General features: G+C 51.5%; 9 protein-coding genes. All 9 read left to right on the top strand.

The window, feature by feature from the left end; all coding sequences use genetic code 11:
* A partial coding sequence (locus tag A9513_RS34875; protein ID WP_083196118.1) for a glycosyltransferase family 4 protein occupies positions 1-990 on the top strand: 990 nt, incomplete at its 5' end.
* A complete protein-coding gene (locus A9513_RS35475) occupies positions 983-2,305 on the top strand; it encodes a hypothetical protein (RefSeq protein ID WP_141678399.1) in 1,323 nt (440 codons plus the stop codon). The genes A9513_RS34875 and A9513_RS35475, both read left to right, overlap by 8 nt.
* A 4-nt stretch (positions 2,306-2,309) precedes the next feature.
* Positions 2,310-3,491: an aspartate-semialdehyde dehydrogenase gene (locus tag A9513_RS13985; protein WP_065327423.1), complete on the top strand. Its 1,182-nt coding sequence runs from the start codon at positions 2,310-2,312 to the stop codon at positions 3,489-3,491.
* A gap of 31 nt (positions 3,492-3,522) precedes the next feature.
* Positions 3,523-4,224: a WecB/TagA/CpsF family glycosyltransferase gene (locus A9513_RS34870; RefSeq protein WP_304362941.1), complete on the top strand. Its 702-nt coding sequence runs from the start codon at positions 3,523-3,525 to the stop codon at positions 4,222-4,224.
* A gap of 130 nt (positions 4,225-4,354) precedes the next feature.
* A complete protein-coding gene (locus A9513_RS13980; RefSeq protein WP_065327422.1) occupies positions 4,355-5,770 on the top strand; it encodes an undecaprenyl-phosphate glucose phosphotransferase in 1,416 nt (471 codons plus the stop codon).
* 175 nt (positions 5,771-5,945) lie between these two features.
* Positions 5,946-7,052 (top strand): polysaccharide biosynthesis/export family protein, encoded by a 1,107-nt coding sequence (locus A9513_RS13975; protein WP_083196116.1) that lies wholly within the window; start codon positions 5,946-5,948, stop codon positions 7,050-7,052.
* 7 nt (positions 7,053-7,059) lie between these two features.
* The gene (locus A9513_RS13970; protein WP_065327420.1) at positions 7,060-7,716 is read left to right on the top strand and encodes a YjbF family lipoprotein; all 657 of its coding nucleotides are present in this window, start codon (positions 7,060-7,062) and stop codon (positions 7,714-7,716) included.
* Entirely contained in the window at positions 7,713-8,489 is a 777-nt protein-coding gene (locus tag A9513_RS13965) for a capsule biosynthesis GfcC family protein (RefSeq protein WP_065327419.1), read from the top strand. The genes A9513_RS13970 and A9513_RS13965 overlap by 4 nt, the downstream gene beginning before the upstream one ends.
* Positions 8,486-10,582, top strand: a complete 2,097-nt coding sequence (locus A9513_RS13960) for a YjbH domain-containing protein (protein WP_065327418.1) — start codon at positions 8,486-8,488, stop codon at positions 10,580-10,582. The genes A9513_RS13965 and A9513_RS13960 overlap by 4 nt, the downstream gene beginning before the upstream one ends.
* Positions 10,583-10,725 lie beyond the last annotated feature (143 nt).

Raw genomic sequence — 10,725 nt, 5'->3', positions numbered from 1 at the left:
GATCGTGACGCGCTCTGTGGCGCTGAGTTCGTGATAGGACATGGGGCAACACCTTACCGAAATGGTCGGGTGTTGCACTCAGTTTTTGCGGCCGCCCTCTTAATTAAGTCATCATCTGCTGACCTAATACACATACACCTCGCCTCGAACGGATCCTTCATAAGGAAGTTCTTAGTATTTACATTATCCAAAACTCGCAGGAAGCCTATTCTTTTGCATCTGCATGGTGCCGGATTTATGGAGTACTACGACAATGCTTCCTCCCTAATCAAAAAGCTTATCCAGCTAACCTTTAACCATAGCCAAAGAATCGTAACCGTTTCCTCCGAATTCAAGAGCTCTGTGCTGTCCCGATTCCCTAAAGCAAAGAATGTATGCGTAATTCATAACAGCTCAGTAGAGTTCGAGAATCTTGAAGACCAAGCTGCGCATTCCGATGATGATTACATTTTGTTTTCTGGACGGCTAAGCATTGATAAAGGACTAAATGAACTTATTCAGGCACTCGCTGAGTTAAGGCAATTGGGGAGAAGTTATAAACTACGGATTGCCGGTAATGGAGATATAGATTATTGGAAGAAAATTGCACAGAATTATTTGGTTGATGATCTCATCAAATTTGACGGATGGGTGACAGGTGACGAAAAAATTCGACTATATATTAATGCTAAAATATTCTGTTTGCCTAGCCACTGCGAGTCGTTCGGCATTTCCGCATTAGAAGCGATGTACGCAGGCCTCCCAAGTATCTGCACGAAACTAGGAGGATTCCTAGACTTAGTTGATGACGGAATAACAGGGTTTCTTGTTGAAAGCAGGAGCCCATCCCAGATTGCTCAAAAAATTGATTATCTAATGACTCATCCAGTCGCAATTAAGGACATGGGCGACGCTGCCAGGGCAAAAGCCGGAATGTTTAATAGCTTTTTATCAAATAAACTTCTAATTGAAAGCTATCAACACATTATTCGGAGCGAAAAGCGTGTCTAAAAAGAAATTAATTCTTGACCTAATAACCAAAGGCCCTAACTGGCTGAACATTATCGCGCTACGCCTAAACAAACACCCAAACTTATTATTCGAAAAAAAATACAAAGAAGTAAAGGAAAAGTTTTATACAAAAAGCAGCTCGCACATTAATATATTTTTGCACGCTCAAAAAAACACTCCATTTTATGCAGAAAAGTACAAAAGTACAAAAGTACAAACAAATCTCGACTTTTCAGAAAAAGTTGAATTCATAGATAAAGATATTGTCGCAAAAAACCTGGATAAATTTCTCTCTCAACAGAATCATAAAAACTTAGATTCATGCACTACTGGAGGAACTTCCGGTAAACCTCTTCAGTTATTTTTACCTAAAGATCGTTTCGTATATGAGCTAGGCGCCCTTCATGCTCTCTGGGGAAAAATTGGATTCAACTTTTCAACCAGAGCCGTTATCAGGAATCATAGAGTTCTCGATCGAGACTACATTATAAACCCTATAACAAAAGAAATTATATTTGATGGATTTCGCAGCGATAATGAATACCAAGAAGTGATCTACCGAACCATGAAACGCCTAAATGTGGAATTCCTGCATGCATATACATCAAATGCCGAACGATTCTTTAATTTCGTACTAAACAACGCACTAGAATATGACTTCATAAAAGGCATAATAACTTCTTCTGAGAATTTATATGACCACCAAACTCAATTGTTTTCCAAGTTACATGACGTTAAGCACATGAACTTCTATGGTCATAGCGAAAAACTCATATTAGGCGGGTCATGCCCAAAAAGTAGTACATATCATTTTTATGATTCCTATGGAAAAGCAGAGTTAGTAGACGAGCATGGAAAGGAAATAGATAAAATTGGAGAGATCGGCGAATTAGTTGGAACAACTAATTACAATATTGGCATGCCGCTGATTAGATATCGCACAGGAGACTATGCAATTAAAGCCCCTCAGACTTGCCCTTATTGTGGATTTCAAGGGTTATCTGTCTCTAAGATAATGGGCAGGTGGTTTGGAGAGAGAATTTACAACAAAAACAATAGTTACGTATCTACAACTGCACTTAATTTACACTCAAAAATCTATGACCACTTAGACGGAATCCAGTACTATCACAACGCACCAGGATATTTAAAAATACTAATAATTCCGGGCAGGACATACTCAATAAAAATAGAAGAAGAGCTTTTGCAATACATATCAAATAAATTCGAAAAAGACATGGAGGTAGAGGTGGTCAAAGTCAAGGAAATGAAGAAAAATAAAAATGGCAAATTTCTAATGCTAATCAAAGAATAACCATATGAAAAGCCCAATTGAAATAACTAGCACAATATTTCACTCAGTCTCAGAGGATGATTTTTGCGGATATGATCCGTTCGATGGATTGAATAGCAAGCTCTTTAAAAATCTTGGACTAAATAATTCAAGGTATTTAAGGTTAGCTTGGCTGCAGATGCACAAGCGACTTACCATAAATATTCGGCCAATTGTAGGCATACCAAAAAAGAGAAACCCAAAAGGAATTGCTCTATTTATTCTTGGAATGATATATGAGTTCAATCGTACTAAGGACGACAGCATCCTTTCACAAGCAGTTGATCTTGGCAATTGGTTATTGACCCAATCATGTGATCGCGAACAGTGGGGGCATTATTGTTGGGGTTACCACTTTGACTGGCAGGCGCGAGCATTTTATGTGCCTGCAGGAAAGCCGAATATAATTACTACGTGTTATGTAGCCCGTGCACTTCACAATCTAGGAGTCATCACCCATCAGCAAAATTTTATAAATTCGGCCTTAGATTCATCACGCTTTATCTCTTCTCATCTATTTACCGAAGCCGACGGTCATAGGTTCTATGCCTATATTCCTGATGATAAAGCCTTCATTCATAATGCCAGTTTGTGGGGGGCAGCTTGGTGTGCATTCTCAGGTAAAGAACTCGGAGACATGCAGATGATCGATCAAGCTATGCGCGTTGCACACGAGTCAATGAAAGAGCAAAGAAAGGATGGGGCCTGGGTGTACGGCTCTCGCGACCACCATCAATTTATTGATGGCTTCCATACTGGTTACAATCTAGAAGCGCTATGTCTACTGCGTGATTCATTAAAGACTTCGGAGTTTGACACCTTCATTCAAAGAGGCTATTCATATTATATAAACAATCTTATCACTGATAATGGCACAGCAAAATATTACAATGACAACACATATCCATTGGACATGCATAGCTTCTCACAGGCCATAATTACTTTGCTGAAGGTCGGGAGAAATAATTCAGATTTTTCCATTTGCAAAAAAGTGGTTAAGCAAGCAATCGAACAACTTTACCTCCCAGAAAAGAGGAAATTTATCTACCAAAAAACAGGGTTGTTAACCAATCGGATCAACTACACTCGCTGGACGCAGGCATGGGCCTACTACTCTCTGGCGCTCTACAACTACTACCATTCTGAAGGTAATCATGAAGAGGATTGAGTTCCTAGGCTGCCCAATGGACGTCTCAACAATGGAAGAGACTGTCGCAACCATTAGAGATGCCGTTGCCTCTGGTCGATTTACACAGCACGTCGTAGTTAATGTCGCAAAACTAGTAAACATGCGCCTGGATACACAACTGAACGATTCTGTTCGCTCATGCGACATTATCAATATCGACGGCATGGGCATCGTCTTTGGAGCGCGCTTTCTCGGCCACATAATTAGTGAGCGAGTTGCTGGCATAGACTTATTCCACGAATTGTTAGCCATGTCTGCTCAAGAAGGGCTGTCGATATTTCTTCTTGGAGCGCAAAGCGAAGTTGTATCAACTACAGCAGATAGATTAAAAAAGTTATATCCGAATCTCAATATTGCTGGCTTCCATCACGGCTATTTTTGGGATGATGAGGCGGCCATAGTTGACATAGTACGTTCCTCTGGCGCCCAGTTACTTTTCGTTGCTGTTACCTCCCCTAAAAAAGAGAATTTCATCAACCGCTGGAAAGATCAACTTGGCGTTAACTTTGTCATGGGCGTGGGGGGCACATTTGATGTCGTTGCAGGCCAGGTTAAGCGAGCGCCTACATGGATGCAAAATTACGGATTGGAATGGGCATATAGAGTTATACAAGAACCCCGAAGAATGTGGAAACGGTATTTGATAACAAATTATCAATTTTTAATTTTATTATTAAAAGAAAAAATTAAGAAAATATTCTATCGCGCTTAACATATCTAATAATATTTAATTGATTATAGCTACGCCTCACTAAGACTTTTCTCTATCACACACTAGCTATTACTGCTCAATTAAGTCCTACTCGCATGCATCTAGATTATAAAAGCAAAGGATCGTTGCAATGAATCGCAAGGACCGTGGAATCCTCCGCCCCCACCAAGCCACCATCTCAGTGTTGCAAAAGCTGCTTGACCTAGGTGTAATCTGCATCGGCATGAGTCTGGTTATCGCTACCGATAGAGTGCAGTGGGATTACTCAGCAGTCATCGCGACGCTGTTTGCCTTGGTGATCTTCTACTTGCTCGGCGACTTCGGGCAGCTCTATGTCTCATGGCGTGGTGAACGAACTCGCGAAGAGTTACGTAAGGTAAGTGGCATCTGGGCAATCACTTTTACCGGAGTCGCAATTACCGACTACCTCAGCCCAGAGATAACCGTGCTCACTGGTACAGGGCAGATTCAGTGGTTCTCACTAGTACTCGCTGGATTATGCGGTTACCGCGTGTTTTTGCGCTCAGGCCTGCATGCTTTGCGCCGGAGAGGCTTTAACGCTCGTTCTGTTGCCATTGCCGGCGCAGGGGCGTTGGGGCGGCGTCTTGCAACCAATATTGCAAGCGCCCCCTGGATGGGGTTGGAACTGACCGGCTTCTTCGATGACAAGCTCCATGCCCCGGTTAGCCTGGGCACTGGCAATGTGAAACTGCCTATATCTGGCACGTTGGAACACTTAGTCGAACAGGCTCGCGCGGGCAAGCTAGATCGCGTCTACATCACCCTCCCAATGCGCAGCGAAACTCGAATCCGATGGCTGGTGGAGCAACTGAGCGATACCACGGCATCCGTCTACATCGTTCCCGATGTTTTCGTCTTCGACTTGCTTCATGCCCGCTCGCAGAACATCGACGGCATCCCCACCATCAGCATTTTCGACAGCCCCATGGTGGGTGCAGGGGGGCTGGTGAAGCGCCTCGAAGACATCGTCCTCTCCTCGCTGATTCTTTGCCTGATCGCCATCCCCATGCTGCTCATCGCGGCAGCGATCAAGTTCACCTCTCCTGGCCCAGTATTTTTCCGCCAGAAGCGCTACGGAATCGACGGCCGTTCCATCGACGTGTGGAAGTTCCGCAGCATGCGGGTAATGGAAAACGGCGCGACGGTCACGCAGGCAACCCGCAACGACAGCCGCATCACTCCGCTGGGGGCCTTCCTGCGCCGTACATCGCTGGATGAGTTGCCACAGTTCATCAACGTGTTCATGGGCGATATGTCCATCGTTGGCCCGCGCCCGCATGCCATCGCCCACAACGAGGAGTACCGCAGCCAGATCAGCAGCTACATGCTGCGTCACAAGGTCAAGCCGGGGATTACCGGTTGGGCTCAGGTGAATGGCTGGCGCGGTGAAACGGATACGCTGGAAAAGATGCGGATGCGGGTCGAGTTCGACCTGGCCTACATCAATAACTGGTCTCTGTGGTGGGACCTGAAGATCGTATTCCTGACACTGTTCAAAGGCTTCGTGCACAAGAACGCTTACTAATCGCCGCCTCTCTCACTTCAAGAATTTCCTGCCCCTCCCCGCCAGCCGATTCCTACATCCGCTATCCAGCCCCATTGCTAACCTGCGCAGCCTTCCGTCCAACACCATGGGCCCTGCAATTCCGGCGCTGGAAACAACCTACGCCTCCCTTTCACTTCCTTTGTGTAGCCACCTCATGATTCGTCCCTTGTCCTTTGCTGTCCTGTCTGCCTTTGCGCTTCAAGGATGCATGTTCTCCCCCGGCCAGAACTTGGATACCGGACGACTGATGCAGGAAGACTCGGCTGAGTCCAGCCGCGTCCAGTTGGTGCAGATCACACCCAAGCTACTCACGGTGGCAGCCGCCACCCGGCAAGAGGATTCCGTTCCGGTAGAGCTCGCCAGCTTCCGCCCGGAAAGTTATCGGATCGGTGCCGGTGACCTCCTATACATCACGGTATGGGACCATCCAGAGCTGACTTCGCCCGCCGGCCAGCAACAGCAAACTGACGCCAATGGCCGACTGGTGCGCCCGGACGGCACGCTCTTCTACCCGTACGTTGGCACCCTGCGCGTCTCGGGCAGGACGATAGAGGACGTACGCAAGACCATTACCAACGCCTTGGCTGCCTATGTCGAAGCACCGCAGGTGGACATTGCCGTTCTGCGCTTTGCCAGCCAGCGAGTGATACTCAATGGCGCGTTCATCAAAGCGGGTCCGCAGGCGATCACCACCACTCCGCTGGCGCTGATGGAAGCCATTGGCGCCGCCGAACTGGATACCGCCAATGCCGACCTCTCCGGCCTGACGCTGCAGCGCGACAACCAGGTCTTCCACCTGAACCTGGATGCGCTGAACACTGCTCAAGGCTCGGCCCTGTACAGCCTGTACCTGAAGGACGGCGACCGCATCTATCTACCCTATAACGATCGCAAGAAGGTCTATCTGATGGGTGAAGTCAACGCGCCGCGCGCACTGACCTTCAAGACCCGCGAGATGAACCTGGCCGATGCACTGGGCAGTGTTGGCGGCTTGAACCAGACCACTGCCAATGGCAAAGCCGTGTATGTCATTCGCGGTGTCGAGGATCTGGAGAAACAGCGCGCCACGGTCTTCCAGCTCGACGCGAACTCGCCCACCGCCTTCATCCTCGCCCAACAATTCCAGTTGCAACCGCAGGATGTTGTCTATGTCGGCCCGGCCGGTGTGACTCGCTGGAACCGCCTGATCAGCCAATTGCTGCCGTCCGCCGGCATTCTCGGCACCGGTTCGACCATTCAACACAACCTCAACAACAACTGAGCACTCCATGAATGCCTATCGCTTGCTCGCGTTGGGGGTGCTCGCCTGCGCCTTGTCCGCCTGCAACCCACTGATGCAGGCCTCGCTGAGTACTCTGGGCGCCAGCTTCAGCAGCCCGGCTCCGCTTGAGCTGACACGCGCTCAAGTCAATTCTCTCCCCTACTACCAGATCGAGATCACCACCCAATACGGCTCAGCGGTGATGGCGCTGGTACGCACACAAGGCGACCTGCAGTACTGGCAGGCCTCGTCGCGCCAATTGCTACTCCTGCAGGATGGCGTGGTGGTGCGCACATTGGGTTTCCCGGACGACTTGCTGGGAACCCGCCTCGTGCCGGGCTCGCCCTTTGTCACCGGGCTGCAACACGTCGGCGAAGACCAGGCAAGCCAGCGCTGGATCGATCTCGGGCCCGGTTACCTGCTCGATGTTCCGCTCACCGGCAATCTGCGCCGCGCCGGCATTGAAACCGTGCACATCCTCGATCAGGACCACAGGCTGCTGCGAATTGACGAGCGCCTAAGCGCACCGGTCAAGGGCATGGCGGCCACCAACAGCTACTGGGTCGACCCGAACGACGGCTTCATCCTGCAAAGCCGCCAGCAGGTCACCCCCAGCCTCAACGTCACCATTACCCAGTTGCGCCCGCTTCGGAGCCTGCCATGAAGATCATTCGGCTCGCCCTGCTCGCGGCCAGCTTCGCTGCCTGCACAACCGCCCATGCGGCAACACGAATCGAAGTGCTTGGCGAGTTGCCCTCCCCGGGAGTCAGGGAAATCGACGACGGCCTTCGTCTGGGCGTGCTGCTGCAGCAGCTACAGGTCAATCCCCAGAGTTATTGGCTTGGTGCGTCCTGGCAACGCCAAAGCCTGATTCAGGAGCAACGCCGACTCAAGGCCGGCATCCTGTTCGACCTGAGCCAGGTGCAACGCCTTGCACTGCTGCAGAACAAGCCCGCCCTGGCGAGTATTGCCCAACGGCTCGGCGAGCAGGTGATAGCCCTGCCCGTTACCGGTCGACAGACCTACCACCTCGATCCACTGCAGGTAGAGCTCAACGCGGAGCACTCGCCAAGACTCCAGGGTGGAGATCAGCTGATCTTCCCGCCCCGGCCGGCCACCGTGCGGATCATTGGCGCGGTTGCGAACAACTGTGAGCTGCCCTTCGTACCGCTGCAACCGGCTTATCGCTATGCGCCGCAGTGCCCCGCACTTGATGAGACAGACCCGGATTACCTCTATCTGATCCAGCCTGACGGCCAGGTCACCCAACTTGGGGTTGCTTCATGGAATCGCGAGGAGCAAGCCGCACCACCTGCCCCCGGTGCCGTAATGCTGGTGCCGCTGGATGCCCAGGAGATCAAGGACAGCGCACCGGATTTGAACCGCGAACTGGCCGAATTTCTGGCCACACAACCCCTGCCGGCGGAAAGACCATGAAGCCTCGCCACAGTCTCTGCCTGCTGCTGGTTAGTGCTAGCCTGGCATCTGCCGATCCGCGCTACACCCAGAACGATTTCGGCGGCGTTGGCCTGCTGCAGACCCCCACCGCCCGAATGGCACCGGCGGGCGAGATCAGCATCAACGCCAACCGCACCGATCCCTACTCGCGCTATAGCTTCTCGCTGCAGCCCTTCGATTGGATGGAGGGGACCTTCCGCTATACCTCCATCAGCAACCGAAAATACGGCCCTGAAGACCTCAGCGGCGATCAGAGCTACAAAGACAAGGCATTCGATGTCAAATTCCGCCTGCTGCAGGAAACCCGATGGGCGCCCGAGCTTGCCGTAGGCGGCCGCGATATTGGCGGTACCGGACTATTCTCCAGCGAATATTTTGTTGGCAACAAGCGTGTGGGTGACCTCGACTTCAGCCTTGGTCTGGCGTGGGGCTACATTGGCAATCGTGGAGAGTTGGACAATCCGTTGGGGTGGATTGACGACCGTTTCAAGCATCGCACTGATCCTACTCAAAATGTGCAAACGGCGGGATCTTTCGAGAACAGCTACTTCCGCGGCCGTCCTTCAATATTTGGTGGCGTGAACTGGCAAACTCCGTGGGAACCCTTGTCACTCAAACTCGAGTACGACGGCAACGACTATCAGAACGAGCCGCTCAAGAACTCCCAAAAGCAGAGTTCCCCGTTCAACATCGGCCTGATCTACAAAGCTACCGACCAGGTAGACCTAACGGCCGCCTTCGAGCGCGGCAACACCGCCATGTTCGGCATCACCCTGCACACCAACTTTGTCAGTCGCACGGCTCCTGCGAAGGTCAACGATCCGGCCCCGGAACCTTTGCAGCAGAACGCGACCGTGCGCCCGCCCGATGCAGTGGACTGGGCGGAGGTTTCCCGTCGCGTAGAAGAGAACGCCGGCTACAAGGTAGAACGCATCACCCGCAAGGACAGCGAAGTGGTGGTGTACGGCGAACAGACTCGCTATCTGTATCCGCCCGAGGCCGTCGGACGCACCGCTCGGATTCTCGACAACAGCATCGATGACGAAGTGCAGTGGTTCACCGTCGTCGATACACGCTATGGCCAACCCATGGTCGAAACCAGCGTGCCACGCCGGGTATTCCGCGACGTCGCGAACCAGGAGCGGCCACTGGAAGACCTGCGCCGCACCACGGAACAGACTGCGCCGCTACCGCAACAGGAAGAGCAACTCTACAGCCAGCGTCCGGACGCCTTCAGCTACAACTTCGGGCTGGGATACAACCAGAGCATTGGCGGGCCTGACAACTTCCTGCTGTACCAATTCACGGCCGATCTCGGCAGCGAGTATCGCTTCACCCCGAGCCTGTGGTGGAACGAACTGCTCAGCGCCAATTTGATCAACAATTACGACGACTTCAAGTACGACGCCCCCAGCGGCCTCCCGCGAGTCCGCACCGACATCCGCCAGTACATGACCGCGTCCGACGTCACGCTGCCCACCTTCCAGCTGAACAAGACCGCGCGACTAGATCAGGACCTCTACGGCATGCTGTACGGCGGTTACCTGGAGAGCATGTATGCAGGTGTGGGTGGCGAGTTGCTCTACCGCCCGATGAGTCAAGATTGGGCCCTGGGCGCCAACATCGACCTGGTGCGCCAGCGCGACTTCGACCAGCACTTGGGCCTGCGTAATTACCAGACAGCGACCGGCTTCGTCACGCTGTACTGGCAGACCGGATTCGAGGACATCCTCGCCCAGGTCAGCGCTGGTCGTTACCTGGCTCGCGACTGGGGCGGCACGCTCGATCTCTCTCGGCAGTTCCGCAACGGCGTGCGTTTTGGCGCCTGGGTCACCCTCACCACGGCCAACAAGGAAGCCTACGGCGAAGGCAGTTTCGACAAGGGCATCTACGTATCGATTCCGTTCGACGAACTGATGAGCAGCTCCACCATGCGCCGGGCCAATCTTTCCTGGGACCCGCTGACGCGCGACGGAGGGGCACAACTCAGTCACTACTACTCGCTCTATGAGCTTACCGAAAGTCGCGACCTGGTGATGTCTAATAACTTATTTGGAAAAATAATCAAGTAGTGCTAGTACCCTTAAGGAGTGGCATCCGAAATGATAGGAAGATTATTAGTTGGGCGGTTGCAGAAGCTGAGTGCAACACGGTTACTGGATTGAAGCAGGTGCATCATGCTGCAACGCCACTACCTCTGTCATGACCTCAATCG

Source organism: Pseudomonas sp. AU12215 (genome assembly GCF_001675465.2).
GTDB classification, from domain to species: domain Bacteria; phylum Pseudomonadota; class Gammaproteobacteria; order Pseudomonadales; family Pseudomonadaceae; genus Pseudomonas; species Pseudomonas nitroreducens.
This window is presented reverse-complemented; position numbering and strand designations above follow the sequence as displayed.